The following is a 26,431-nucleotide window of genomic DNA, read 5'->3' on the forward strand; positions in this document are numbered from 1 at the left end:
CATGGCGGCATTGTATTACTCTCGACTCTATCTGCGCTTCATAAAGCTTATTCTAAAGTCCAGAGTACAGTATAAGTTTTCATTCTTCATCGAAATATTTGTAAATATGATAGCGCCGACTAGCTTTTTCGCTGCTATTTCGTTTATTGTGTTTCGTTTGGGCACGTTAACCGAATGGAGCAATGCAGAATTAATTTTAATGTTTGGAATCGGGTTGTTAAGCTGGGGCATTACAGGATTGTTTTTGTATGCACCGTTAACGCAACTGGAAACCTTCATTAATCAAGGTCAATTTGATTTGTACTTATATAAACCGATACATCCTTTAGTTTTATTGATATTCAATAATTTTCAGCATACGTATTTTGGTCATATTATCGTGAGTCTGGTGATGATTGGCTATTCTCTGGTCAACGGGCAGATGCTCGATGCTGCGACGATTTTTAAATTGGCCTATTTTGTAATCAATGCCGTTACAGTACATGCAGGTATTCTTATCTTTTTTTTATGCATACATTTTTATTTGAAGCGGCCTTTAGCGCTGATTATGATTTTTGTCATTGATATTCAAATCATGTCCCGCTATCCTATGGAAATATTTAATAAAGGTATTCAATTTGTATTTTTCCTTATTCCTTATATTTTCGTTTCTTATTATCCAGTCGTCATCATAACTAAGCATAGCATTAGTCCCATCATGTTTGCTTTAACGATGTTGATAGGCCCTATCCTTTTAGCCAGCTCTATTTTTGCTTTTCACTGGAGTCTTAAAAGATACGACAGCTCAGGTAACTAACCTGAAGAATACGCCTAAGCGTGCAAGAGATTACATAAGGAGGCTACACAATGGATCAGTCAATAAAAGCACAGTTTGATGAGGTAGCAAAGGAATATGATTATCAGCGGCACCTGTTAATTCCTTGCTTCCATGAGTTTTATGGTACAGCAGTAGAGTGGGTTCATACAACCAAGCAAAAGCCGCGTATTTTGGATCTGGGTGCTGGAACAGGTCTGTTTGCGGCTTTCGTTCAGCAGAAATATCCACAAGCAGAGTTCACCTTAATTGATCTGAGCGAAGAGATGATGAAGGTGGCGCGTTTGAGGTTTGAAGGCAGCGAGCAAGTAGAATACATTGCGGCGGACTATACCAATTATAATTTTGAGCATAAGTATGACATCGTTATTTCTTCATTATCTATTCACCATTTGACGCATGAGGCTAAGCAAGGATTGTTTCATAAAGTGCATGAGCTGCTGGAGGAGGGCGGAAGCTTTGTGAATGCAGATCAGGCTGCTGGAAGTTCGCCTTATTTTGATCTTGCATACAAAGAAAAATGGGAGGCGCAAATCGGTAAAGGAGAATTAACGGAGCAGGCTGTACAGTCAGCCATTGAAAGAAGAAAGCTGGATAAGAATGCTACAGTTAACGATCAAATAGCTTGGTTGAAAAATAGCGGCTTTGCAGTTGCGGATTGCGTCTACAAAAATCATGAATTTGCCGTGTTTGCTTCCTTTAAAAAGGAAGAACGTAGAACCGATCTATAGCTTGATTTCGATTTAACCGAAAAGCTTTACTATTATATAGGAAGGTGTGTGACATGAGGAGAAAAGCGTATAGCTCAGAAGGAGCAGTTGCAGTAGGGCCGTATTCACATGCCGTAGAAGCAGGAGAGATGATTTATTTTTCTGGGCAAACGCCAATTGATTCAGCTACCGGTGTTTTGATTGGCTCTGACATTATGGAGCAGACGAAGCAGTGCTTTGTGAATTTGTTTCAGGTGCTGGCTGAGACTGCGTTGAGCGAGGAGCAAATCGTCAAGGTAAACGTATTTTTAACGGATATGAACGATTTTAAAGCGATGAATGCCGTTTATGAACAGCAGTTTACAAAGCCATATCCAGCGAGAACGACGATTGGCGTTGCAGCGCTGCCACTGGGCGCTAAAGTGGAAATTGAAATGATTGCCTGCAAACGCTAATATTTAAAATTCAAAGGGAGCAACCTTGTAACCATTATCATTATAACTAATTAGTTCCTTCAAAATAAGAAGTCACTGAATGTAAGCGTAATGCTTCTATTTAGTGAGAAAATTCAGACAAAAGGCTTATTGCAAAACACGAAATGCTAGCTCTGCGTCAGCCTTGACAGCCCATGACCCCTCTGCTAATATTGCAATAATATACGTGAAGACGGCTCAATTTAAGGGAGGAACATATTCGTGTGGGAATCAAAATTTGCCAAGGAAGGCCTAACATTTGATGATGTGCTGCTCGTTCCAAGGAAATCAGAAGTACTGCCAAGAGAATCGGATATTTCGACAAAACTTTCTGCTAACATCAAGCTGAATATTCCATTGATCAGCGCAGGGATGGACACGGTTACGGAAGCAGCTCTTGCTATAGCAATAGCGCGTGAGGGCGGAATCGGCATTATTCACAAGAATATGTCCATTGCACAACAAGCGGAAGAAGTAGATCGTGTGAAGCGTTCGGAAAGCGGCGTTATTACGAATCCATTCTCGCTTACAGCAGATCACCATGTGTATGATGCAGAAGAGTTAATGGGTAAATATCGCATTTCAGGCGTACCGATTGTAGATGCCGACAAGAAGCTTGTTGGTATTTTGACGAATCGTGACCTGCGTTTTATACATGATTATTCTATAAAAATTCATGAAGTCATGACACGTAACAATGTAGTAACTGCTCCAGTTGGCACGACGCTTGCTGAGGCTGAAGTGTTGCTGCAAAAGCACAAAATTGAGAAATTGCCATTGGTAGACGATTCGAATACACTCAAAGGCTTGATTACAATCAAGGACATTGAGAAGGCGATTCAATTCCCTAATGCGGCAAAAGATAACCACGGTCGCTTGCTTTGCGGAGCAGCTGTCGGTATTTCTAAAGATACAATGGATCGTACGGAAGCACTTGTACAAGCAGGCGTCGATATTCTCGTTGTAGATTCGGCTCACGGCCATCATATCAATATCATTGAGGCAGTTCGCAAAATCCGCAAGCAATATCCGGAATTGACGATTATTGCAGGTAATGTGGCTACAGGTGAAGCAACACGTGATTTGATTGAGGCAGGTGCATCTATCGTTAAAGTCGGCATTGGTCCAGGCTCGATCTGTACAACTCGTGTAATCGCTGGTATCGGCGTACCACAGATCACAGCGATTTATGATTGTGCTTCCGTTGCTCGTGAATACAATGTTCCGGTTATCGCTGATGGCGGCATCAAATATTCCGGTGATATTACGAAAGCCATTGCAGCAGGCGCAAGCGCGATTATGATTGGCAGCTTGTTTGCAGGCACAACTGAAAGCCCTGGCGAAACAGAAATTTTCCAAGGCAGAAGCTTTAAAGTTTATCGCGGTATGGGTTCCCTCGGCGCAATGAAAGAAGGCAGCAAGGACCGTTACTTCCAAGAGAATGAGAACAAGCTGGTTCCAGAAGGCATCGAAGGCCGCGTGCCATTCAAAGGTCCTTTGTCCGATACCGTTCATCAACTGCTTGGCGGCTTGCGTTCCGGTATGGGCTATTGTGGGACATCAAACCTGGAGCAGCTGAAAAACGATACACAGTTTATCCGTATTTCAGGCGCAGGACTTCGTGAAAGCCATCCACATGATGTGCAAATTACGAAGGAAGCTCCAAACTACTCGCTTTAATAACCCGACTAACGGGACAGAGACAGACCACAAGAAAGCGGAAAATCGCTTTTTTCGGGGTCTGTCTTTTTTTCAAAAATAGGCATGTGTAGGTTTCATTCGTATCCTTTGCCTTCGCAACGGAAGCTTTGCCCCTAGAAGAAGGCGATAGTCATTAGCGTTTGAATAACGGGCGTTAGTATTGCCACTATTACACATGGTAATTATTGTTTTATTGTAGCTTTAAGGGGGCTAAGCGGCTCAAAAGGGCTTCCTGCAAGGGCTCGGGTGGTGAAAGGGGCTTAGTGCAGTAGAGGTTTAATTCCCCTGCTTGCTTGTGATACAATTAACAACGACAAACTTTTGGATGAAAAGGGGAGAAGACGTTGAAGGCAAAGGTAAAGCCGATTAAATGGACATCGGTTCTCGCCGCTTTTATGGCGATGTGGTTGGTTGTTCTGTCATTAGGGTCTGGAGTAGCAGCGGCTGCGGGTAAGGAAGATTGGGTCGAGAACTCTTTAGGCATGGAATTATCTTCAGCCATTTTAATAGATGCAGATTCGGGACAAGTCATCTATGAAGTCAATGCGGATACACCGCGTCCCCCTGCCAGCATGACGAAGCTCATGACGGAGTATATCGTACTTGAGGAAATTACGAATAAAAGATTAACCTGGGACCAGGTCGTTACCGTTAGTGAAGAAGCAGCGAATACTCCTGCGGATGGCTCGCAAATTTATTTAGCGAAAGGCGACCAGCACTCGGTTAAGGACTTATATATTGCTATGGCAGTAGGCTCGGCGAATGATGCAACGATTGCTCTTGCTTCGCAAATTAGCGGAAGTGAGCAGGGCTTTGTTGCCAAGATGAATGAAACAGCGAAAGAGCTGGGACTGACGACGGCTCATTTTACAAGTGCGACGGGGCTGCTTGATACAACGGTGATTTCGGCTCGCGATATGGCGAAGCTGGCACAGACGATATTGAAAAAACATCCGGACTTTCTGGACTATTCGAAAATTCAGGAGTACAAGTTCCGTGAGCGCGATACAGCGACCATGAAGAACTATAACTGGATGCTTGAAACGAACAAAAGCAACACATATCTTCGTGCTTATGCTTATCAGGGCGTAGACGGTATGAAAACCGGCTATATTTCGGCAGCAGGCTATACCTTTACGGGTACCGTTAAACGAGGCGATACGCGTTATATCAGCGTCGTCATGAATACAAAGTCCAAAGAGGCTCGTTTCTTTGAAACAGCGAAGATGTACGACTATGCCTTCAACAATTTTGAGAAGAAATCTGTGCTTGCTGCAAAATCTGTAGTAGAAACGCTGGAATCGGTTAAAATTAAGAAAGGTGTCGAAAAAACCGTCCCAGCTGTTACCGAGTCCGACATCACTTTTACGGTGAAAAAGGGCGCTGAGCCTAAGATTGAGCTGAAGGAAAGCAACATTTTGAAAGAGGAAGATTTGGTTGCTCCCATTACGGCTGGTCAGAAGCTTGGAACAGTCACCTACGAGTACACGGATGCGGAAGGAAACAAAGTGGACAGAACGGTTAATTTGATTGCCTCGGAGGATGTGGAAAAAGGCGGCTGGCTGCGTCTGATGTTCCGCGCCATCGGCAGTTTTTTCGTGGGACTGTTCAATGATATTGTGAATCTGTTTTAATGACATAAATACAGGGAAAACAATGGTTGTCGATTAAGGAGCGTTCCTGTAAAATTAGTGCCTAGAGCAAGTATCGATATTATATTGGGAGCTAAGCGTTTACCTTTCAGAATGAAGGTCGCAGCGTAAAACCTTGAGGAGGATTTTTTGAAAATGGAAACAGGAACTTCGCGTGTAAAACGTGGTATGGCTGAAATGCAAAAAGGCGGCGTCATCATGGACGTTATGAACGCCGAGCAAGCAAAGGTAGCAGAAGCGGCGGGTGCAACAGCAGTTATGGCGCTGGAGCGCGTTCCTTCCGATATCCGTGCAGCAGGCGGCGTAGCCCGTATGGCTGACCCAACTATCGTAGAAGAGGTTATGAAGGTCGTTTCGATTCCCGTTATGGCGAAGGCGCGTATCGGCCATTATGTAGAGGCTAAGGTGCTTGAGTCGATGGGCGTTGACTATATTGATGAGAGCGAAGTTTTGACTCCAGCAGACGAAGTGTTCCACATCAGCAAAAACGAATTTACAATTCCTTTCGTATGTGGCGCTAAAGACCTGGGCGAAGCGCTTCGCCGTATTCAAGAGGGAGCAGCAATGCTTCGTACAAAAGGTGAACCAGGAACAGGAAACATTGTTGAGGCTGTTCGCCACCTTCGTTTGATCAATGGCCAAATCCGTAAAATTCAAGGCTTGTCGAAGGACGAGCTTTATAATGAAGCGAAGGTTCTTGGCGTTGCTTATGACCTGCTTCTGGGCGTGCACGAGAGCGGCAAGCTTCCAGTCGTTAACTTTGCAGCAGGCGGCGTAGCAACACCTTCTGACGCGGCACTGATGATGCACCTGGGCGCTGACGGGGTGTTTGTAGGATCGGGTATTTTCAAATCCGACAGCCCTGAGAAATTTGCTCGTGCGATTGTAGAAGCTACAACGCACTACCAAGATTACAAATTGATCGCAGAAGTATCCAAAAACCTGGGAACGCCAATGAAGGGCATCGAAATTTCCAAGCTGGACGCTTCGCAGCGTATGCAGGATCGCGGAATTTAAGCAACAAGCTTGGATAAGAAAGGCGTGTAGGCGATGAAAATTGGTGTACTTGCGCTTCAAGGCGCAGTTGCAGAGCATATACGCAGTTTGGAGGCGGCGGGCGCGGAAGCGGTCGCCGTTAAACAGACCTCGCAGCTTGATGAGCTGCAAGGTCTTGTTATTCCAGGCGGCGAAAGCACGACGATAGGCAAGCTGATTCGCAGATACGGATTTTTGGAAGCGATTCAAGCTTTTTCTGAGCAATCCAAGCCGATTTTCGGCACCTGTGCGGGAATGATTTTGCTTGCTGACCGTATTGATGGACAAGAGGATGCACATCTGAAGCTCATGGATATGACGGTGGTGCGCAATGCTTTTGGAAGACAGCAGGAAAGCTTCGAAACCGATCTCGATATTAAAGGCATTGATGAGCAGGTGCGTGCGGTATTTATTCGTGCTCCTCTAATCAAGGAGGTTGGGCCGCAGGTTGATGTGCTTTCGGAATACAAAGGCGAAATTGTGGCGGCTCGGCAGGGACACCTGCTGGCAGCATCCTTTCATCCTGAGTTAACCGATGATTACCGTTTGCATGCCTATTTTGTCGATATGATTAAACAAGTGGCAGTGAGCCGGTAGCAGAGAGGAGTCCATCCAAGCGTGATAGATATAAAATGGCTGCGTAATGAATACGCAAAAGTAGAGCAAGGGTTAACAAAACGTGGTAAATCGCTCGAATTAATCGCTGATTTTCCTGTTTTGGATACAAAACGCCGTGACCTGCTGCAGGAAACGGATCAGCTGAAAAATCGCCGCAACACCGTATCACAGGAAGTGGCGAAGCTGAAAAGAACCGGTGGCGATGCCGATGCGCTTATTATCGAAATGCGTGAGGTAGGCGATCGGATCAAGGAACTGGATGATGAAGTTCGTGCGTTAGAGGTGCAAATCGACGAGCTTATGCTTGCCATTCCGAATTTGCCGCATGAAAGCGTACCGGTTGGTCTTTCTGAGGATGAAAATGTTGAGCTTCGTCGGATTGGCGAGCAGCCGTCATTTGATTTCGAGCCGAGAGCGCATTGGGATCTTGCACAAGAGCTGGGCATTCTTGATTTTGAGCGTGCGGCTAAGGTGACGGGCTCTCGTTTTACATTTTATCGGGGTTTAGGTGCGCGTCTCGAGCGTGCGCTGATTAATTTTATGATGGATCTACATAGTGATAAGCATGGCTATGAGGAAGTGCTGCCACCTTATTTGGTCAACCGCGACAGCTTGATTGGTACGGGTCAGCTTCCGAAGTTCGAAGAGGATTTGTTCAAAATATCCGATTCGGATTATTTCCTCATTCCAACAGCTGAGGTTCCGGTTACGAATTTGCACCGTGAAGAGATTTTGTCGCTGGAGGAGCTTCCGAAGCACTTTGTCGCTTACAGCTCTTGCTTCCGCTCAGAGGCTGGTGCAGCAGGCCGGGATACCCGTGGCTTGATTCGTCAGCATCAATTCAACAAAGTCGAGCTGATCAAGCTTGCGAAGCCTGAAGATTCCTACGATGAGCTGGAGAAGATGACGGCGAATGCGGAGAAGGTGCTTGAGCTGCTAGGCCTGTCCTATCGCGTGCTTGCTCTGTGCACAGGCGATATGGGCTTCACCGCTGCAAAAACCTATGACCTGGAAGTATGGCTGCCAAGCGCAGGCACATACCGGGAAATTTCCTCCTGCTCGAACGTAGAGGACTTCCAGGCGCGCCGTGCGGGTATCCGCTTCCGCAGAGATGTGAAGAGCAAGCCGGAGTTCGTTCATACGCTTAATGGCTCAGGTCTTGCAGTTGGACGTACAGTAGCTGCTATTCTTGAAAATTACCAGCAGGCTGACGGCTCCGTCGTTATTCCTGAAGTATTGCGTCCTTACATGGGCGGAATCAGCGTAATTGGACCAAAAGCTTAAAATTCTTTTAAATTATGAGTATATAAGACTCGCGCTTATAACGGGCTTAACTTTCAACGTGGAACGGCAGATTTGTCGATATAGAACGGTCTTAGTCGTTTCTAAGGTAAAGGATAGTGCGCACTTGCGGAAGCCTGCATCGCCCGATGTATTGCAAATGCTTCATAACACTGTGCTTTTTTAAACCGCCAGACATCTTCTGGCGGTTTTTGCATTTTTTCAAGGCTCATTCGCTCAGGTTGTTGTCAAGGGAGCCGCGTAATCATTCAATAGCTGCATACAACTTTTCGATCATGACCTTTAGTTTTAACCATATACCACATGAATTCTAAATTTTCATATGCTGGATTGAATTGCTTCCATGCTAGTATGAAGGGATATTGTATGTTATAATTGATAAAAGGAAAAATTATAAAATAGGAGTGAAATATTTGGGAGTTTTATATAGTAAAAAAATTCAAATTTTAACAACTATTATATATCCCATTATAGTTTTTTATGTACTAAGTATAAATCGAACACTTGAGTCATGGTTTATTCCTGCGTTTGTTACCTTTTTATTTTGCTTGTTATGGAGTAATATCAGATATTTAATCTACTCTACCCTTCTAATGTGGAGCATATCAGTACCTATGTGGTTGTTACTGATAGAGCGTTTAAGAGAAGATCAAGGATACGCTATTTTCACCTCATCATTGCCATTCATCATACCTTTATTTATACTATTCGTTTTAATACCTGAAGTTTTAATTATTATACTCAAGAATTTTATTTTGAAGAAGTTTTTTAATTATAAAATATAATTTAAATAATAAAGCGAAGGTTTTCTAAGAGAAATAATAAAAGAGGTTTTCAGATTGAAATCCGAGAACCTCTTTTATTATTTCTCTTGTTTGATCTGTTCTCATTTAAAGACCACAATTTTTCCTACACATAGAAACGAATATTTATGGAGTTATGAATGATCCAGCGTATGTCAAATCAGAACTGTCAATAATTTGAGCAGGTGTTACATAAGCTTCTTTACTAGGTGTATAATAACCAATAATATAATCTGTATTGCTATTTCCATAATAAAATGCTTGCCAAATAAATTTTGAGCAGTAGTTAGGATTAATTGTTCCCAGCTTGAAGTCATTCCAGCTGAATATTGGAATACTATAATTTGTTACTTTATTATAGTTATCCTTTGCCCATGCTGCTGCCTTACTACCATGCGCAGCTCGATACACTTTAATTGTTTCTCCTTTGCCATGTCTACCAAAGTAGTTATACAGAGCATCGGCCTTCCCTCCCGATCCTGCTCCATCATCTGCAGGATTTACATGGTACACCCTCATATCTGAAGCAACGATTGCTATGTGTCCAACTATTTGTGTAGATGTTCCGAATGTTTTTGAAGAATAAAGTACATCACCTGTTTTAATAATAACATTAGATCCTGGGTAATACTCTGGTAACACAGCCTGTAGAGTAATTTGATTGGCACTCGCGACAGATGGAACTATGAATAATAGAAAAATTGCTAATGACAGAGCTAAATTTAGGTATTTTCTCATATAAAACCAACGTTTCTATTTTTTTACTTTCCTGAATATGATATAGCAATATCAGTTAGAAGTAAATAAGTAACTTAGGAAAATTGATTATAGCAGATTACAGTTCAGCCTACGGTAAGCCTTCGCCGAATATAGCACTTGAACTAATGCTGGTGTAACGCATCCTTTTTTCGCCCCTGCTTCGTCCCGTTGTTTGACGTACTCTGGCACACCTTCACAACGCTTTGCATGGAACGATAATTCGGCAAAATTTGCTGTGTTCAGTGTTCTCGGACATGCCCTAGACGATAGCGTGAATGACTTTTCATTTTTTTCTTCTACAGGGCTGAGTTTTAACCTGAAATATCAGGTTAAAAATGGGGTTGATATTCCTTTTTAACCTGTGGTATAATAAGTTTTGTGATGATTTTGTATACGGAGAGGTACCGAAGCGGTCATAACGGGGCGGTCTTGAAAACCGTTAGGGGGCAACTCCACGTGGGTTCGAATCCCACCCTCTCCGCCAACTTAATAAACGATAACGTCCAACCTTACGGTTTGGGCGTTTTTTTGTTGTCTGGAATTGGTGATAACGTATTAACAGCAGTTATCACCATTATCCACGGATGCGTTGTGGGCAAAATGTATATAATGTGGATAACTCGCATGGATTGTGTATAACATTGTGGATAACGTTGTGATTAAGCATGTCGTTATGTTGGATTTTGCCTGAATAATTGGCGGGCTTGCGCTGCATCTTATAAGATGTGGAGGTGTTGATAAAGATGGCTAAAAATGATGAGCTGACCTATAGCCAGCCAGAGCTTGTGGAGGCATGGAATCGCACACTGCCGGAATTGATGAACAAGCCGGATAAATGTCTGGTACAAGCCGATGAGGCAGATCCAAAATCGCTGCGAATTACGATTCAGTCAGCGGGTCACCAGTCGTATGAGATTGATTTTAAGGTAACCTATGTGGATAGCCGTGAAATTAAAGTCGAGCTTGTCGATGTGGAGAAGGATCATCGTGCTGTGGATGAACGCACAGATATCCTTCAACAACTGATTCATGACTATAAGCGCCATATTCATGAATGCGCCCAAGCGCTTGGACAGCTAACGCATGCTTAAAGGAGGACGATAATATGAGCAAGCCAGACAGCATGCCTGTACCGGAGGCAGAGCGTCCATCTCAGGACAAAAGAAGCCGCAATGATGAGTCTGCCCAGCAGCAGCCATTGTCCGGGTCTAAAAAAACAAAGAAGAAAAATCATACTTCTCACCTAAATCCGGAAGGTTCTTAAACGCAAGGCATTCATACAAAAGTCCCGTTTCTTCTTGGAGAAGCGGGATTTTTTGGATATTGCTTCTATGAGCGGTCGTTTTGATATAAAATAGGGGGGATGTCATTCAGAGATACAAATAGGGAGGATCAACTAGAATGAAAAACAGACTTCATAAAGTGGCTATGCTACTTATTGCTGCTGCTTTAATTATTGTCGCAGGCTGCAGCGCGAGTGCGTCGCCTAAGGAATCTTTGGAGAAAGCTACTCAAAAAATGACGGAAGTTACCTCATATGAGTCCACCATGTCCTTTGGGATAGATGAGCTATCGGTGCCAGACGAGTTGCTGCAGGGAGAGGGAGCTGGGGCGCAATACGTCATCAACCTGCTCAAAGGCGCTAAAGTAAATGTTAAAGCGGTATATCAACAAGAGCCGCTGCGCACAGATATGGAAATGGATGTTACGGCAGCCGGCCTTTCTGTTAAAATTCCGATGATTATGACGGACAAAAAATTGTACGTTAAAATTCCAGCACTTCCGATGCTTATGCTGCCAGAGCAATACACGGATAAATTCGTGGAGATTGATCTGGAGGAGCTGTCAAAGCAAGCAAAAACAGGAGCCATGATGGATACGGCTGCCCAGCAGAAGCTTGGTCAAGAAGTGAGCGGCATTATTTTAAAACATTTTGATGAGAAAACATATTTTTCTACGCTGAAAAAAGAAGATGCGGCGCTCCCTGAAGGGGTAGAGGCTGATCAAGTGGTTCGTTTCCAAATTAATGAAGGGAACTATCAGCAGGCTGTAGAAACCATCGTTAATCAAGTGCTTCCAGAGCTAATCGACACGTTGACGAAAAACGAAGATTTTATGAAAATGCTACAAAGCTCAAATGAGGATGTAACGAAGCTGAAGGATGAATTTGAAGCAAACAAGCAAGAGACGTTGGAACAGCTGAAATCCAACCTGAAAGTTAATGATTTCTCCATTGTAGGAGCCATTAAAGACGGCTATTTATCGCAGCAGACTGCTAAAATCAACGTAGACTTTACGGATGAAAGCGGCGGTATCGTGAAAATTGGCGGTTCGTTAACGGCTGAATACCACAACATTAATAAAGCGCCTAAATTCCTGTATGAAATTCCGACCGACGCAGTTAAGATGGATGAGCTGATGTCTGGCATGGGACTAGGCCTGTAGCTTGAAAGCTTAAAAGGATACAAAAGGAGCCGCCATTCTTAGCGAATGAGCGGTTTTTTTTATAGCGCTGCGGCAGTAGCCTTAATACTCCTATTGCTTTAAAAAGTAAAGTATATTACTATACGTATATGAGTTTAAAGGAGGAATTGTAATGCAAATAGATGTATGGTCAGATTTCGCATGTCCGTTCTGTTATATTGGTAAAAAGAAACTGGAGGGGGCATTAGCAAAGTTTGAGCATGGCAAGCAAGTGAAGGTCGTGTTCCGCAGCTTTGAGCTGGACCCTAACGCCGCGATCAGCTACGAGCATGATGTACATGAAATGCTGTCCCGCAAATACGGCATGCCCCGCGAGAAAGCAATCGAGATGAATAGAGATTTGGCGAAGCAGGCGGCATCGGTTGGTTTGACCTTTAACTTCGATACGCTGGTGCTGACGAATACGCTAGATGGGCATCGCCTGACCCATTTTGCTGCAAAATACGGCAAGCAGGAGGAAATGTCGGAAATATTGTTCCGTGCCTATTTTACTGATTCGAAGCATTTGGGAGAGCGCGACACGCTTGCTGATTTGGCTGCTGAGGTTGGACTCGATCGTCAGGAGGTACTGGCTATGCTTGAAAGCGATGCTCATACACAGGATGTGCGCGGGGATGAGGAGGAGGCTTCGCGGTTAGGAGTGCGAGGTGTGCCATTTTTCGTCCTTAATCGCAAATACGCCATATCGGGTGCGCAGCCGGATGAAGTATTCCTGAATGCAATCAAGCAAGCTTGGGATGAAGCATATCCGACACTGACCGTTATCAATGATTTACCTGACGCGATGGATGGTGCAGCTTGTTCAGACGGCGCTTGTGCGCCTTCGGCAGCTAAGGATGCAGCTAAGGATGCCCATTCCGACAAAGCCTAATCGTATGTTACGCTAAATGTATAGATATAGATGGATTTCAGTGGAGGCTGGAGTGGCGGGCAAGTGACGCTGCTTCAGCCTTTTTAGACCGCGCCCGCTACAAAAGGCGGCAAGAGTCTTTTCACCATGACGGTGCGAAAATATAATTTGGCTGAGGGTTGTCCTCGCGCCTTTATGATGAGAAAATAAGGAAAAAGAGCATCAGGAGGCTGCGCGCATTGAAAAGGAAGTCCCGTAAAAAGAAGTTTAAAATGAAAAATGCCTTTATTTCCTTGCTTATTATGCTGGCTTTGGCTGGTGCATCCTATATGGGCTGGCTCGATGAGCTGGCGAAAGATTGGAATACGGCAGAAGGAACGGACTATACGTTATATTTTCCGACTGATCGGTATCCGGAGACAGGCAAGCACATTAAAGATGCGATTGCTGCGGGAAAATCCCCTATTTGTACGATTGATCGGGATGGCGCGGATCAGAATCGAAAGAAATCATTGCAGGGCGTCAAGGTGAAAAAAGGCTTTGATCGTGATGAATGGCCAATGGCTATGTGTGCAGAAGGCGGGAGCGGAGCACATATTGCTTATATTGACCCATCGGATAATCGCGGTGCAGGGTCGTGGGTCAGCAACCAGCTGGAGAAATATCCCGATGGCTCGAGAATTGCTTTTGTCATCAAATAATAAAGCACTTAATTGTAGGTTAAAGTCCAATTTTCTGCGTTGCTGCGGAGGATTGGGCTTTTTTTATATTTAGGGGATGGGTGAATACCGTGTTGCATTTTGGGTTCATACATAGACTGATGTAATGATGATAAAAGTCTATTATTTATATTTTTGCATAGGGAGCAAGTAAATAATTAGGTAAAGAGGGATGGAAATGAACAGGGGACGGAAAACGCAAGAGCTGAACCAATGGATTAAGCAGCTCCAGCATGTAAAAGGTTTAATACGACAAAATCGTGTTAAACGAGCTAGTGCACATATTCGACATGTTATTTCGGCATGCAGGCGCACAGTGAGTAAGAAGCGTTAAGGCTAAAAAATAATAGGAGATGAGCAGGTTGGCGAAAAGAAGAGCAAGTTGTTTGCGTAAATTAAATCTCGCCATTCTTGAATTGAAATTAGCACGGAGGCTGGCTGGGAAAAATAAAATTGCTCGTGCAGAGCACGAAGTAATGGATTCGATTTTGCTGCTGACAGAGGCATTGAAATGTCTGGATGAGCATCCAAATAGAAAACCTCGGCATAGCCATGTCCACTGGTCAACGCATACAAGGCGGGGCAAACGCGGTCCTAGAGGAGCGAGGGGGCCGCGGGGCTTAAGAGGCTTCAGCGGCTCAGCTGGAGTAGATGGAGCTACAGGAGCCGCTGGTCCGGCAGGAGCACCCGGTGCTGTAGGGCAGCCTGGGGCGATGGGGCCTGGCGGGGCAGTTGGGCCCGCGGGACCACCGGGGCCGCAAGGGGCTGCGGGAGCCATTGGTCCAGCAGGGGCAATTGGCGCTGTCGGAGCTACAGGCGCGACGGGTGCAACTGGAGCTGGGCTGCAAGGAGTAGTGGCGTTTAATTCAATGGTCGCACCAACTTATTTCGTCAATCAGGTCGTTACATTCAATAATTGCACTTATATCGTGAATACGGCACCGCCAAGCGGGGATCCAGAAAGCTCAGCCGATTATACGCTGCTTGCTGGGGCGGGAGTCGACGGCGCAGCCGGAGCCACTGGTGCAACGGGTGTGGGGCTGCAAGGAATAGCAGCGTTTGACCCGCTGATTGCTCCAACCTATCCAGTTAACCAGGTCGTTACGTTCAATGGCAGCACTTATGTCGTGAATACGGCACCGCCAAGTGGAGTGCCGGGAAGCTCGTCCGATTATACGCTGCTTGCTGGCGCAGGGGCAACCGGAGCAACTGGGGCAACCGGTGCAGGAGTTACAGGTGCGACGGGGGTTACTGGTGCCACTGGTGCTGGAATTACAGGGTTAACTGGTGTTACTGGAAATACGGGAGCAACAGGAGCTACAGGTGTAGGTGGAGCGACAGGCAATACCGGAGCAACAGGTAGTACAGGAGTCGCTGGAGCAACTGGCGTAACCGGGTCAACCGGAGAGACGGGAGCAACAGGAGCTACGGGTGTAGGTGGAGCAACAGGCAATACCGGAGCAACAGGTAGTACAGGAGTCGCTGGAGCAACTGGCGTAACCGGGTCAACCGGAGAGACGGGAGCAACAGGAGCTACAGGTGTAGGTGGAGCGACAGGAAATACCGGAGCAACGGGAAGTACAGGAGCCACCGGAGTAGCTGGCGTAACCGGAGCCACCGGAGAGACGGGAGCAACAGGAGCTACAGGTGTAGGTGGAGCGACAGGAAATACGGGAGAGACAGGTAGTACAGGAGTCGCTGGAGCAACTGGCGTAACCGGGTCAACTGGAGAGACGGGAGCAACAGGAGCAACAGGAGCTACAGGAGCGACAGGTAGTACAGGAGCCACCGGAGCAACTGGCGTAACCGGGTCAACCGGACAGACGGGAGCAACAGGAGCTACGGGTGTAGGTGGAGCAACAGGCAATACCGGAGCAACGGGAAGTACAGGAGCCACCGGAGTAGCTGGCGTAACCGGAGCCACCGGAGAGACGGGAGCAACAGGCGCTACAGGTGTAGATGGAGCGACAGGAAACACTGGAGCAACGGGAAGTACAGGAGCCACCGGAGTAGCTGGCGTAACCGGGGCAACCGGAGAGACGGGAGCAACAGGTGCTACAGGTATAGGTGGAGCGACAGGAAATACCGGAGCAACGGGAAGTACGGGAGCCACTGGAGTAACCGGCGTGACTGGAGCCACCGGAGCAACTGGTGTGACTGGAGCCACCGGAAATACAGGGGCCACTGGAGCAACAGGAGCAAGAGGAGCAACGGGAGCAACAGGAGCGGATGGAGATGAAGGAGACAGAGGAAGTACGGGAGCAACAGGAGTAACGGGTATAACTGGAGCGACAGGAAATACTGGGGCAACAGGAAATACGGGAGCCACTGGAGTAACTGGAGTAACTGGCGTGACCGGAGCAACAGGAGCCACCGGTGCTACAGGCGCTACAGGCGCAACCGGAGTCGGCAGTACCGGAGCAACAGGAGCAACGGGTGTTAGTACAACAGCAGTGTCTGCTTTTGCGGCTAATACAACAGGAGGCGTTATTGCTGTCGTGCTTGGAGGGACGAATGTGCCGCTCCCAAGCGCTCAAAATATCGGCGCAGGCATAACGGTCAATGGAGCCAACGATACATTCACGGTTACTGCTGCGGGAAGGTATTTTATTACGTATCAAATAAATACAACAGCTGCGTTATTGGTTAACACGCGTTTGCTCATTAACGGGGCAGCCAATACGGCATCCACCTTGGAGCCGATAGTAAGCTTATCCTCTTTCAACAACGATATCATTGTGACGCTAACTGCAGGCTCAACCATTACTCTGCAATTATTTGGACTTCTGGGTTCAGCCACATTGCTTGGAAGCAGTGCGGGCGCGGCATTGACCATTATCCAATTAAGCTAATTCGTCAATTTGGGCACGAAGTCAACAAGTAATGAATAAGATGGGTCAATAGAATCGACTCGCAGGAGTGTGGTTTCATTGATCGCAATTAGCCTTTGTATGATTGTCAAAAATGAAGAAAAAACATTGGCGCGCTGTCTCGCCTCTATCGCCCCCGCCGTAGATGAGATTATTATTGTCGACACAGGCTCGACCGATGCTACCAGAGAAATCGCTGCTGATTTCACGAATCGCGTCGAGTCTTTCACCTGGGTGGATGACTTTGCCGCAGCCCGCAATTACGCATTCTCGCTTGCAACGAAGCCTTATATGATGTGGCTGGATGCAGATGATGTACTGGAGGTTTCCGAGGTGCACAAGCTGAAGGCGCTCAAGCATCAGCTTGACGATACGGTGGACTCTGTCTCCATGGACTACCATCTGTCATTTGACGAGTTCGGGAATGTCGTTAATAAGCTGCGGCGCAATCGCATTGTAAAGCGTGAGCGGGGCTTCCAGTGGATAGGTGCGGTTCATGAGTATTTGGAGGTATATGGGAACATTGTCCACTGCGATGTGATCGTTACACATAAAAGCCTTGGGCATGACAGTGACCGCAATTTAACAATGTATGAGAACAGGCTCCGTAGAGGAGAGATTTTCACCCCGCGCGACTTGTTTTATTATGCGAATGAGCTGAAGGATAATGGTCGCTATGATTCGGCTATTCGTTATTATGATAAGTTTCTCGCGACGGAAAAAGGCTGGATTGAAGATAATATTCTCGCTTGCGGACGGCTTGCAGATTGCTATCACGAGTTGAACGAGCCTCGCAATATGATGGATTCCGTGCTGCGCTCCTTCTATTATGATAAGCCGCGGGCAGAATTTTGCTGCCGTCTTGGGTATTATTTTTTGCAGCAGGATAAGCTCCAGATGGCCGTTTATTGGTATAAGCAGGCGCTCCAGGTCGAGCACGCAGATACAACAGATTGGGGCTTCGCGAATGTAGCCTGCTCTACGTGGCTGCCGCAGCTTCAGCTATGTGTCTGTTATGACCGTCTGGGCGACTTTGAGGCGGCCAATTTTCATAATGAGCAAGCGGCCAGCTATCGGCCAGAGGATGAGCGAATGATTGCGAATCGGGAATATTTGAGCAAGCGGTTGAGCAAGAGGGATGAGGGAGGGGTCGTGCTTGTTTAATAAAAAAAAGCATGTGCTCATCGCCAGCCCCGTTCAGCAGCAGCCTACGATTTTGGCGTTGTTTCTCGCTTCACTGAAGCGCCTCCATGCAAACCAGTTGGAGCTGAGCTATCTCTTTATAGACGATAATACAGATGCGACGAGCAGTCTGCTGCTATCACAGTTTGCTGCCGCTCGCGATGGCGTGACGATTATTTCGCCAGAATCCTCTGATAGCCAAGAAGAGTATGTGCGTACAGATATGACGCATTGCTGGAATGAGCGGCTCATTTGGAAGGTTGCCGATTTTAAAAATCGCATCATTGATCATGCACTGCATAACCAAGCAGACTACTTATTCCTGCTCGATTCCGATCTGCTGCTGGATGCGAGAACGCTAGAACAGCTAGTAGCTGATGACAAGGATATTGTCTCGGAAATTTTTTGGACCCGCTGGCAGCCGGAAGCGCGCCCGCAGCCGCAAGTGTGGCTGCATGATGAATACGGACAGTGGGAGCAGGGGCGGGGCGAGAAGCTGAGCGATGTGGAGATTGCGGTGCGCTTGGAGCATTTTTTTGCGAAAATTAGCGAGCCTGGCGTTTATGAGGTTGGAGGGCTTGGTGCATGTACGCTGCTTAGCAGACGTGCGCTTAAAGCAGGTGTACATTTTGGCCCTATTAGCAATTTAACCTTCTGGGGGGAAGATCGGCATTTCTGCATCAGGGCGGCCGCGCTTGGCCTAAAGCTATTTGTGGATACCCACTACCCTGCCTATCATATTTACCGAAGTGCGGATTTGGCTGGGGCGGAGCGATTTCTACAGAAAGAACCGGAGGTTCAGCCGAATCCGAATCCGAGTCCGAGTCAGAAGCCTATACCTAAAGGGCGGCTTACGCTGTCGATGGTCGTAAGAAATGAGAGCAGCCGCTATTTGCGTCAGGCGCTGGAGCAGCATCGCCAATATATTGATGACGCGGTCATTATTGACGATGGCAGTACGGATGACACAGCCGATGTGTGCTTGCAGGCGCTGGAAGGCATTCCGGTTAAGCTGATCCGCAACGAGTTTTCGCGCTTCAGCAATGAAGTTGCGCTTCGGCAGCAGCAGTGGGAGGAGACGTTGACTGTAAATCCGGAGTGGATTCTGAATCTCGATGCGGATGAATGGTTTGAGCAAAGCTTCGCTCAGGAGCTCGACACCCTGCTGCGAAGCCGGACTACGAACGTATTTTGCTTCCGGTTATACGATTTTTGGAGCCTTCATTCCTATAGATCGGATGCGATTTGGCGGGCGCATGAAAGCTATCGTCCTTTTTTGCTCCGCTATGATCCAACATTTAATTATAAGTGGAAAAATACACCGCAGCATTGCGGGCGTTTTCCCGCTAATATTTTGGAGCTGCCTCATCAGCTGTCGGAAATTCGCCTTAAGCATTACGGCTGGGCGAAAGTCGAGCATCGCCGGGAGAAGCTGCACCGCTACCAAATGCTTGACCCCGATGCCAAGTATGGCTGGAAGGAGCAATACCTGTCCATTTTAGATGACAATCCACAGCTTGTGGAGTGGCAGGAATAACAGGGACAGCAGATATATCAGGAGTGGAGGATAAAAATAGGAAAAAAGAGCATTCCTGCTCATCAGCAATGATGAGCAGGAATGCTCTTAATCTTCTTATCGGATGTACGTATAATAAAGAGCCTAACGCAAAATTCGGCCAATGATGCCACCGAGCCCGCCTTCATTATTATTATTGTTATTGCCAGGATTGCCGCCCATATTGCCACCGTTCCCACCATTGCCGCCAAAGGTGTTTTGGAAGGCGCTGCTTTGCTCCTGCGGCTGATAGCGATTGTCGTCAATGCCGAATTTCACGCCGCTTTGACGCTCGAAAGGCTGAACGATAACGACTTGCCCTGGCTCATTAAACTCATACATATATGATTCACCGGAGGTTTGTCCGATAAACGTTTTCCAGTTCACATCAAGCTTCACTTTAGGAGAAGGGCCTGTCCATGCCACAATCGCATCGGGATCGACGCGGCATGGAGCTTGCAGCACGAGCGGATTTCCGTTCGTTTTTACAGCAACTTGGGCGCCATTACCGTTGTAGGAAAGCTTAGAGGTGAAAAGTCCACGCTGAGAAATGACACCTGAGCCAATAACCGTAACGCCATAGTGGCACGTTTCTGTAAATGCCAGCAGATCCTCACTTTCAACACTAACGTGCTGCCAAGGGCCGCCTTGCTCCAAATTAATGACGGTCACATGCGTGTTCTGGTCGGCAAGATAGACCGAGCCTTGGCCTTCGACCTCCATAATTTCAAGGTTCTCGCCCGTAATACGGCGCATGCCATGGTTTAATACTTGTCCAACGATGTTGCCGCCGTTAGTGCCCAGCAAGCGCTTGGAATATTTAAATTTGCCGCTGTAGGCCTGATCAGCGACCATGGAGCCTTTTTTCGCGAAAAATCTGCCTTGACCTTCTGCTTTCAGAAACAGCTCGCGTTCCACTTGAAATTGAAATGGCATATGAGTTGACCTCCAGTTGAATGTGTTATGAATTACATAGCGCCGTAATGCGCACAAATGCCAGCTAGATCAAGCGAAAGGCCTGTGCCTACCGCATTGAATTTCCACTCATTGTTGTGACGGTATACCTCTCCCGCAAGCAAGGAAATGGAGGTAGAGTAGTCCTCGGACAAATCAAAGCGGCAAATTTCAGCGCCGTTCGCTTGGTTGACGATGCGAATATAGGCATTGCCAATTTGGCCGAAGTTTTGATTTTTGCGAATAGCATCATCAATGGTTACAGTGAATACGATTTTTGAAACGTCAGGGGACACACGGGACAATTGGATTTCTGCGGACTCATCGTCGCCGCTTCCTTGACCGGTCCGATTGTCGCCGTTATAGCGAACCGATCCATCGGGACTGTTCAAATTATTATAAAAAACGATGTGGCCATTCGATATCAGCTTCTCTGCTTGGTTCAGTAGGAAAATTTCAACATCCAAATCGTAATTTTGACCTTGCAAGCGGTTCGTATCCCAACCGAGTCCAACCTTTAAATGGTCGAGTCCGGGGTTATTTTTCGTTAAATCGAGCTTTTGTCCTTTAGACAATACAAGTCCGCCGCCGAAGCCGCCGCCTTGAGGGGCAGGCGCTGCGCCAAAAGGGTTTGCGTTGCCAGCATTTTGAAAGCCACCTTGCTGAATGCCGCCTTGGATGCCGCCCTGCTGGATACCGCCCTGCTGGATACCGCCTTGTTGGATACCGCCCTGTTGAATGCCGCCTTGCTGGATACCGCCTTGGATGCCGCCTTGTCCACCAAAATTGTTTCCACCGTTAGAATTCGATCCAATACCCATTTGTATTGCCTCCCTAAATATAAAATAAGAGAACCATCTGCCTCGACAGTTATTCACCTTGGAGCGCTTAACAGGCCAGAATGGTGAAATTTGTCGCTTTTGTGTAAGGATATGAAACTATTTGTAGTATAGCAGATTGCTATTGTAGTTGTTAATGGTTTTACAGTCCTGCTGCAGCAGGGATGTCTGATTAGATACGGTGTAGCAGAAGGTTGGTTGCATTTTTTAAAATATTTAGGGAGCGATATGATTTTCCCATCCTCTCACAGAGAAACATAACAAAATAGAAGACAAAAGAGAACAATAAAAACAAAATGAGCCTCCTATTTTTATCATTTTTTTCCTATATAATGTTGTGAAGCGCTTTCAAAAAACGGAAATATAGGAGGCTCGCATGAATAAAAAACGCAAATGGATCGCGGCCGTTATGGCCCCAGCTATCGCAGTTTCGATGCTCTCTTCTGCTGCTTTCGCTCAGTCAGGGGCGGCAGTCAAGACGTATGTAACAGATACCCAGGAGCATTGGGCGAAAGCGGCTATAGAGAAATGGAGTGCGAAAGGAATTGTAAGCGGTTACGCTGACGGGGAGTTCCAGCCAGATGGCCGTATCACTCGGGCGGAATTTGTTACGGTCATAAATCGGGTGTTCGGTTTATCGGTATTGTCTCCTACAGCCTTTAGCGATGTGCCGGAGACGGCATGGTATGCGAGCGAGCTTGGCAAGGCACGGGCTGCGGGATATTATGATGGGTTTCCGGGCAACGAGGCGAGGGCGGAGCAGCCTCTAACGAGGCAGGATGCGGTTACGCTGCTGGCGCGTGTTTTCGAGCTGAAAGCGGCGGAGAATGCGGCTTACGCCAGCTCCTTCAAGGATAGCAGCCAAATTTCCAGCTACGCTAAAAATGCAATCGACGCGCTGCAAGGTATAATCAGCGGCTACGAAAATGGTGCCTTCCAGCCTGCGGCCAGCATCTCTCGTGCCGAGGTCATAACCCTGGTGGACAGGTTGGTGGCCGAGCTATATGCCAAGGCGGGTGATTTTACGGCGGAGCAAGCAATTTCCGGCCATGCGATTATCAATCATACTGGCGTGACACTTAAAGATGCCCATATTGCTGGCAACCTTTATCTTACCGCAGGGATTGGAGATGGAGAGGCCGCCGTGGAGCATGCCAGCGTGAAAGGGATGACGTTTATTGCGGGCGGCGGCGAGCATACCGTTCGCTTTAGCGATTCGACGCTGGCAGGCGTGGAAATTAACCGCAAGGACGGCAAGGTGCATGTCGAGGCAGACGGGGAAACAACCATCGCCAGCATTGTCGCTAATAGCAAGGCCATACTGGAGCTAGGCGACAACGCGGAGGTAGACAGCATCGTACTGAATCAGCCTACGGAGCTCATAACCGGCTCAGGCACCACGATTGGGAAGCTGACTGTGCAAGGCGATTCCGTGACGATTAATGGAAAACCGGCAGCCCAAGGCAGCTATACGTTGAAAAATGGTACGCTCACGCCAGTCGGCACCGCTACGCCGCCCGTAGCGAACGTGGCCTCTAGCGGCAGTGGCAGCAGCGGAGGCAGCGGCACCGGGGGAGGAACCGGTGGCAATAACGGCGGGAATACGGAGCAGACGGTTAATTTTGTCGATCAGCATGCGACGGCAGAGACCAAATCATTATTTGCTTATTTGAATGGCATTCGCGGGCAAGAAATCTTGTTTGGGCATCAGCATGCAACGGACGAAGGTGTGACACTGACCTCTACGGATGGCTCGCAATCCGAGGTGAAAAATTCCGTCGGCGATTTCCCGGCGGTGTTCGGCTGGGATACGCTCAGCCTGGAAGGCAAAGAGAAGCCCGGTGTGCCAAACAATATGGAGCAAAGCAGGCTTAATCTCACTGCTGCGGTCAAAAACGCCCACAATCTCGGCGGTATTGTGGCACTCAGCACCCATTTTCCAAACTTTGTGACGGGCGGCAGCTTTAATGATACGTCAGGCAATGTCGTAGCTCATATTTTGCCGGGCGGCGACAAGCACGCGGAATTTAATGCTTTTCTGGATACGATTGCGAATTTCGCCAACAATGTGAAGGATGATGACGGAAAGCTCATCCCGATCCTGTTCAGACCCTTCCATGAGCAAAACGGCGGCTGGTTCTGGTGGGGCGCGAAGACGACGACCACTAGCGAATACAAGGAGATTTTCCGCTATACGGTTGAATACCTGCGCGATAAGAAGGACGTTCGCAACTTCCTGTATGTGTTCTCGCCAAACGGCTCATTCGGGGGCGCGGAAAGCACCTATTTGACGACATACCCGGGCGACGAATATGTCGATATTTTGGGCATGGATCAATATGACAACAAGGAAAATGCGGGCTCGCCAGGCTTTTTTAACGGATTGGTAAACGATCTTGGCATGATCTCAAGAATGGCGGACAGCAAGGGGAAAATCGCCACGTTCTCCGAATTCGGCTACAGCCCGGAGGGAATGAAGACAACCGGGAACAATAGTACGACGTGGTTTACGGATTTGCTGAATGCGATTAAGTCCGATGAGGATGCCTCGCGTATTGCCTACATGCAGACATGGGCGAACTTTGGCCTCGGCAACAATCTGTATGTGCCGTATAAAAATGCGCCAAACGGACTCGGCGACCATGAGCTTTTGCCCGATTTTATTAACTTCTATAACGATTCGTTTACAACCTTCCGCAATGAGGTGCAGGGCGTATACGGACATACGGTCGTGACAGCGCCCGAGCAGCCGTTCATGCATATTGCAACGCCAACGGATAACAGCATTGTGGGCAGTGCTGTGACGATTCGCGCAAGGGCACTTGAAATTAATCCGACGAAGGTCGTCTATACCGTGCAGGGGTCGAATGCGGAATATCCAATGGCACTCGATAGCGACGGATTTTTCTATACGGCAGATTGGTCTCCAGCAGCAGGCTTAAATGGCAAGACGACGGCGCTGAATGTCAAGGTCTATGTCGGCAATCAGGTTGTGCTGACGCAAACGGCGACGGTCTCGGTGCAGGCAAGTGAGATTTTAATGAAAACGTACACCTTTGACCAAGATACAGAAGGCGTAGTCAAAAATGGTGACCCGGGCACTTACCCGGAAACGATGGGGCTGACCGTTCAGCATGATGCTTTTGATGGCAACGGCGTATTGAAGCTGAATGCTCAGCAGGCGACGGCAGCTGATACGTGGCAGGAATTCAAGCTGGCGCTTCCGGCGCTCGACGGTGGAAATGCGCTGGCGGATGTGAAGCGCATCAAGCTGGATGCATGGATTCCGCTGGGCGCGGGAGATGCGAATGCGACCATTAGCAGCATTGCGATGCTTGCGCCAGATTGGGACACAAAATATGGGATGACAACGACCAAAATTAAGCTGTCTGAGCTCCCGCAAGTAACGATAGGCGGTACCGTATATGCGAAATACTCACCCGTTATCGACTTAAATGATGCTGAGAAATCCGCAGCGGCGACGGGGCTTGCGCTTTCTTTTGTAGGGAGCGGATTAGCGGGGGATTTCCCGATCTACGTTGATAATTTGAGCCTTTACAGCACATTCGCTGAAGCGGAGAAGGACCCTGCTGTAGTGGACAACTTCGAGACGTACCAGGGAAGCGACGCAGCCCTTGCAGCGAAGTTTATTCATGCGGGCGGCGATGCGACGGCGGTTGCGCTGGATGGCGTGCACAAAAGCTCAGGCAACTATGCGCTGAAGCTGGACTATACGCTGGGCACTTCCGGCTATGCGGGCATTACGAAGGTACTGGGTGGAGTGGACTGGTCTACATTCAATAACCTGAAGTTTTGGATGGTGCCGGACGGCAGCAATCAGAGGCTCGTTATTCAGCTGCGCGTGGATGGCGTTTCCTATGAAGCCTATCCGTCGCTGGCAGGTACAGCGGGACAATGGGTCAGCCTGCACTTTAATGAATTTACCGTTGCTCCGTGGGATACAGGAAATGCGGGTAAAAAAATCAACAAGGTCAGCTTGAAAAATGTACAGGAATTTTCGGTGTATGTGAATGCTGTCAATGGAGCTACGCTAAGCAGCACGCTATATTTTGACGATATCGAAGCGATTAATGATGGAACGGGCGGCGTGCCGAATGGCGGTTCAGGCTCGGGCAGTTCCCCGGCGGAAGCGGGAACGCTGTATGGATTTGAAGCGGGCACCGCTGGCTGGGCCGTAAGCTCGAATGAGGCGCAGGCTACAGATGCAGCCATCACAGCAGATGATAAGGCCGAGGGCGAGCATTCGCTAACGTCGATCTTCTCGCTGGCAAGCCCGGCGGGCTTTGAGCTGACGAAGGTTGCGGCGGCTGATTTGTCGGCAGCTACAGCACTTAGCGTCAAGGTGAAGCTGTCGCAGGGAACCGCTGATGCCCGACTATATATTAAAACCGGCAGCACATGGCAGTGGCATGATAGCGGAACGGGCATTGTCGTTGACTCCAGCGGGTTTAGTACGCTGACGCTTCCGCTCTCCGGCCTGACGGGACTCGACAGCGTGCAAGCAATCGGCGTGAAAATCGAGCCGACGGCTGGTCAGACGGGTACAGCAGCTGTCTATGTCGATGATGTATATGTGGTAGGCAGTGGGGAGCCGGGAACGAGTGGTCTCACGTATGATTTTGAAAGCGGGGCAGAAGGCTGGGCGATTAATACGGATGCCAGCAATGCCTACAATACGGCAAACGCCCATGATTTGACGGTATCTACAGATGCGGCTTCATCAGGTGGCAGCTCGCTAAAGGCGGCTTTTGACCTAAACGGCGGCGAATTCCAGCTCAGACGGGTCGGTGTGCTGAACCTGAGCACAGCGGGTACGCTTTCCGCGAAATTCAAGGTGGTGGCGGATGGAAATGCAGCGCTCGCGGGAGCGATTTCCGCGAAGCTGTTCCTGCAAACGGGCGGCGGCTGGAGCTGGTTTGCACCGAACGACACGGTGTCTTACAGCAGTGATGGCTTCGTGACGGTCAGCTATGATTTGTCAGGCGTGACGGACAAAAATAACGTCCAGGCGCTGGGTATTCAGGTATTTACTCCAAGCGGCTCGACAGGCACAGCTGCGATTTATTTAGATGAGGTTAAGGCGCAGTAAA

20 protein-coding genes and 1 tRNA gene are annotated in these 26,431 nt (G+C 47.8%); 18 read left to right on the forward strand and 3 right to left on the reverse strand.

Translation table 11 applies throughout. From position 1 onward, the window contains the following. Window position 1: 1 nt before the first annotated feature. The 8 genes from V5J77_RS00685 (at window position 2) to serS (ending at window position 8,287) form a co-directional block, all read left to right on the forward strand. Window positions 2-796, forward strand: coding sequence for an ABC-2 family transporter protein (locus tag V5J77_RS00685; RefSeq protein ID WP_338553887.1), 795 nt, complete (start codon window positions 2-4; stop codon window positions 794-796). A 50-nt stretch (window positions 797-846) separates the two neighbouring features. Then, window positions 847-1,545, forward strand: a complete 699-nt coding sequence (locus V5J77_RS00690) for a methyltransferase domain-containing protein (RefSeq protein ID WP_338553888.1) — start codon at window positions 847-849, stop codon at window positions 1,543-1,545. A gap of 53 nt (window positions 1,546-1,598) precedes the next feature. Next, on the forward strand, window positions 1,599-1,979 hold the full coding sequence (locus V5J77_RS00695; RefSeq protein ID WP_338553889.1) for a Rid family detoxifying hydrolase: 381 nt from the start codon (window positions 1,599-1,601) through the stop codon (window positions 1,977-1,979). A 240-nt stretch (window positions 1,980-2,219) separates the two neighbouring features. Next, a complete protein-coding gene (gene guaB / locus V5J77_RS00700; RefSeq protein WP_338553890.1) occupies window positions 2,220-3,677 on the forward strand; it encodes an IMP dehydrogenase in 1,458 nt (485 codons plus the stop codon). 365 nt (window positions 3,678-4,042) lie between these two features. Continuing rightward, a complete protein-coding gene (locus V5J77_RS00705) occupies window positions 4,043-5,332 on the forward strand; it encodes a D-alanyl-D-alanine carboxypeptidase family protein (protein ID WP_338553891.1) in 1,290 nt (429 codons plus the stop codon). A 153-nt stretch (window positions 5,333-5,485) separates the two neighbouring features. Next, window positions 5,486-6,367, forward strand: a complete 882-nt coding sequence (gene pdxS / locus V5J77_RS00710; RefSeq protein WP_338553892.1) for a pyridoxal 5'-phosphate synthase lyase subunit PdxS — start codon at window positions 5,486-5,488, stop codon at window positions 6,365-6,367. Between the two features lie 33 nt (window positions 6,368-6,400). After that, window positions 6,401-6,982 (forward strand): pyridoxal 5'-phosphate synthase glutaminase subunit PdxT, encoded by a 582-nt coding sequence (gene pdxT, locus V5J77_RS00715; protein ID WP_338553893.1) that lies wholly within the window; start codon window positions 6,401-6,403, stop codon window positions 6,980-6,982. 21 nt (window positions 6,983-7,003) lie between these two features. After that, the gene (serS, locus tag V5J77_RS00720) at window positions 7,004-8,287 is read left to right on the forward strand and encodes a serine--tRNA ligase (protein WP_338553894.1); all 1,284 of its coding nucleotides are present in this window, start codon (window positions 7,004-7,006) and stop codon (window positions 8,285-8,287) included. 947 nt (window positions 8,288-9,234) lie between these two features. On the opposite strand, the gene V5J77_RS00725 is transcribed toward serS, so the two are convergent. Further along, window positions 9,235-9,846, reverse strand: coding sequence for a hypothetical protein (locus V5J77_RS00725; protein ID WP_338553895.1), 612 nt, complete (start codon window positions 9,844-9,846; stop codon window positions 9,235-9,237). A 416-nt stretch (window positions 9,847-10,262) separates the two neighbouring features. On the opposite strand from V5J77_RS00725, the gene V5J77_RS00730 reads away from it, so the two are divergent. The 9 genes from V5J77_RS00730 to V5J77_RS00770 all read left to right on the forward strand — a co-directional run bounded on the left by V5J77_RS00730 (window position 10,263) and on the right by V5J77_RS00770 (window position 19,509). Next, window positions 10,263-10,351 (forward strand) — tRNA-Ser (locus V5J77_RS00730). A 259-nt stretch (window positions 10,352-10,610) separates the two neighbouring features. Then, entirely contained in the window at window positions 10,611-10,958 is a 348-nt protein-coding gene (locus tag V5J77_RS00735; RefSeq protein WP_338553896.1) for a hypothetical protein, read from the forward strand. A 14-nt stretch (window positions 10,959-10,972) separates the two neighbouring features. Then, on the forward strand, window positions 10,973-11,131 hold the full coding sequence (locus V5J77_RS00740; RefSeq protein ID WP_338553897.1) for a small acid-soluble spore protein P: 159 nt from the start codon (window positions 10,973-10,975) through the stop codon (window positions 11,129-11,131). Window positions 11,132-11,268: 137 nt separating this feature from the next. Then, complete coding sequence (locus tag V5J77_RS00745; protein ID WP_338553898.1) at window positions 11,269-12,312, forward strand: hypothetical protein; 1,044 nt, start codon at window positions 11,269-11,271, stop codon at window positions 12,310-12,312. 151 nt (window positions 12,313-12,463) lie between these two features. Continuing rightward, entirely contained in the window at window positions 12,464-13,222 is a 759-nt protein-coding gene (locus V5J77_RS00750) for a DsbA family oxidoreductase (protein ID WP_338553899.1), read from the forward strand. A 251-nt stretch (window positions 13,223-13,473) separates the two neighbouring features. Next, entirely contained in the window at window positions 13,474-13,902 is a 429-nt protein-coding gene (locus tag V5J77_RS00755) for a NucA/NucB deoxyribonuclease domain-containing protein (protein WP_338556488.1), read from the forward strand. A 380-nt stretch (window positions 13,903-14,282) separates the two neighbouring features. Beyond that, entirely contained in the window at window positions 14,283-16,772 is a 2,490-nt protein-coding gene (locus tag V5J77_RS00760) for a collagen-like protein (protein WP_338553900.1), read from the forward strand. 78 nt (window positions 16,773-16,850) lie between these two features. Beyond that, complete coding sequence (locus V5J77_RS00765) at window positions 16,851-17,954, forward strand: glycosyltransferase family 2 protein (RefSeq protein WP_338553901.1); 1,104 nt, start codon at window positions 16,851-16,853, stop codon at window positions 17,952-17,954. After that, on the forward strand, window positions 17,947-19,509 hold the full coding sequence (locus V5J77_RS00770; RefSeq protein WP_338553902.1) for a glycosyltransferase: 1,563 nt from the start codon (window positions 17,947-17,949) through the stop codon (window positions 19,507-19,509). Before V5J77_RS00765 ends, V5J77_RS00770 begins: the two co-directional genes overlap by 8 nt. A 123-nt stretch (window positions 19,510-19,632) precedes the next feature. On the opposite strand, the gene V5J77_RS00775 is transcribed toward V5J77_RS00770, so the two are convergent. Both V5J77_RS00775 and V5J77_RS00780 read right to left on the reverse strand, forming a co-directional pair. After that, on the reverse strand, window positions 19,633-20,463 hold the full coding sequence (locus V5J77_RS00775) for an AIM24 family protein (RefSeq protein WP_338553903.1): 831 nt from the start codon (window positions 20,461-20,463) through the stop codon (window positions 19,633-19,635). 32 nt (window positions 20,464-20,495) lie between these two features. After that, window positions 20,496-21,056: a TerD family protein gene (locus V5J77_RS00780; RefSeq protein WP_338556489.1), complete on the reverse strand. Its 561-nt coding sequence runs from the start codon at window positions 21,054-21,056 to the stop codon at window positions 20,496-20,498. A gap of 640 nt (window positions 21,057-21,696) precedes the next feature. Between V5J77_RS00780 and V5J77_RS00785 the strand changes: the two genes are divergently transcribed. Further along, complete coding sequence (locus tag V5J77_RS00785; protein ID WP_338553904.1) at window positions 21,697-26,430, forward strand: glycosyl hydrolase; 4,734 nt, start codon at window positions 21,697-21,699, stop codon at window positions 26,428-26,430. Window position 26,431 lies beyond the last annotated feature (1 nt).

The organism is Paenibacillus sp. KS-LC4, from assembly GCF_036894955.1.
Classification (GTDB): domain Bacteria; phylum Bacillota; class Bacilli; order Paenibacillales; family Paenibacillaceae; genus Pristimantibacillus.

Bases quoted from the DNA above. Each gene is read 5' to 3' on its own strand.
- V5J77_RS00685 (WP_338553887.1), top strand. From the start codon at position 2: ATGGCGGCATTGTATTACTCTCGACTCTATCTGCGCTTCATAAAGCTT.
- V5J77_RS00690 (WP_338553888.1), top strand. From the start codon at position 847: ATGGATCAGTCAATAAAAGCACAGTTTGATGAGGTAGCAAAGGAATAT.
- V5J77_RS00695 (WP_338553889.1), top strand. From the start codon at position 1,599: ATGAGGAGAAAAGCGTATAGCTCAGAAGGAGCAGTTGCAGTAGGGCCG.
- pdxS (WP_338553892.1), top strand. From the start codon at position 5,486: ATGGAAACAGGAACTTCGCGTGTAAAACGTGGTATGGCTGAAATGCAA.
- pdxT (WP_338553893.1), top strand. From the start codon at position 6,401: ATGAAAATTGGTGTACTTGCGCTTCAAGGCGCAGTTGCAGAGCATATA.
- V5J77_RS00725 (WP_338553895.1), bottom strand. From the start codon at position 9,846: ATGAGAAAATACCTAAATTTAGCTCTGTCATTAGCAATTTTTCTATTA.
- V5J77_RS00735 (WP_338553896.1), top strand. From the start codon at position 10,611: ATGGCTAAAAATGATGAGCTGACCTATAGCCAGCCAGAGCTTGTGGAG.
- V5J77_RS00740 (WP_338553897.1), top strand. From the start codon at position 10,973: ATGAGCAAGCCAGACAGCATGCCTGTACCGGAGGCAGAGCGTCCATCT.
- V5J77_RS00745 (WP_338553898.1), top strand. From the start codon at position 11,269: ATGAAAAACAGACTTCATAAAGTGGCTATGCTACTTATTGCTGCTGCT.
- V5J77_RS00750 (WP_338553899.1), top strand. From the start codon at position 12,464: ATGCAAATAGATGTATGGTCAGATTTCGCATGTCCGTTCTGTTATATT.
- V5J77_RS00755 (WP_338556488.1), top strand. From the start codon at position 13,474: ATGAAAAATGCCTTTATTTCCTTGCTTATTATGCTGGCTTTGGCTGGT.
- V5J77_RS00775 (WP_338553903.1), bottom strand. From the start codon at position 20,463: ATGCCATTTCAATTTCAAGTGGAACGCGAGCTGTTTCTGAAAGCAGAA.
- V5J77_RS00785 (WP_338553904.1), top strand. From the start codon at position 21,697: ATGAATAAAAAACGCAAATGGATCGCGGCCGTTATGGCCCCAGCTATC.